This window comes from Psychrobacter sp. 1Y4 (assembly GCF_051847555.1).
In genome coordinates, this window is the sequence record NZ_JBPYDE010000638.1 from 1 (window position 1) to 669 (window position 669).

General features: G+C 44.1%; 1 protein-coding gene. It reads right to left on the reverse strand.

Features of this window, described 5'->3' with window-relative positions:
- Positions 1-46: 46 nt before the first annotated feature.
- Positions 47-669 (reverse strand): nitrilase-related carbon-nitrogen hydrolase (locus tag ACS8FC_RS18045; RefSeq protein ID WP_439297800.1); only part of this gene is annotated, 623 nt, incomplete at its 5' end.

Here is a 669-nt window from a genome sequence, read left to right on the forward strand (position 1 = left end):
TTATGAGGTTTACTCTTAAGTCATTATATCAAGCGCGCACAACTAACTATGGCTTTTGCGCACGATTCTGTAATGGATCACCGATAAGCACACTGCCTGAGTTTTCACGGCGTTCTTCGTCACTTAATTTGCTTGCAGGAATTTTGGATTTACGTTTCCATTTTAAGCTAAATAAGTCATCACGGCGGTCAATCAAGTTATGTACTGAGCCTTCGTGACGAACGTGAGTCAGCTTGTCTAAGTTCACATCTGAGAAGAATACCATTTCAGTATTGGCGGTGGTTTCTGCCATGATGGCATCATGCGGGAAGGCAAAATCTGACGGTGAAAAAATCGACGACTGTGCGTACTGAATATCTAAACTTTCGACTTGTGGCAAGTTACCTACTGAACCGCAAATCATTACATAGCATTCGTTTTCAATCGCACGTGCTTGGGCACAATGGCGTACACGCAAATAGCCGTTTTTGGTATCTGTCCAGAAAGGCACGAACAAAATATCCATGTCATCGAGTGCTAATAGGCGTGCAAGTTCAGGGAACTCAACATCATAGCAGACCAAGATACCGATACGACCAGCATCAGTATCAAATACTTTAACCTCGTCACCACCTTCGATGACCCAAGCGCTACGCTCATGCGGCGTGATATGGATTTTACGCTGCTCTT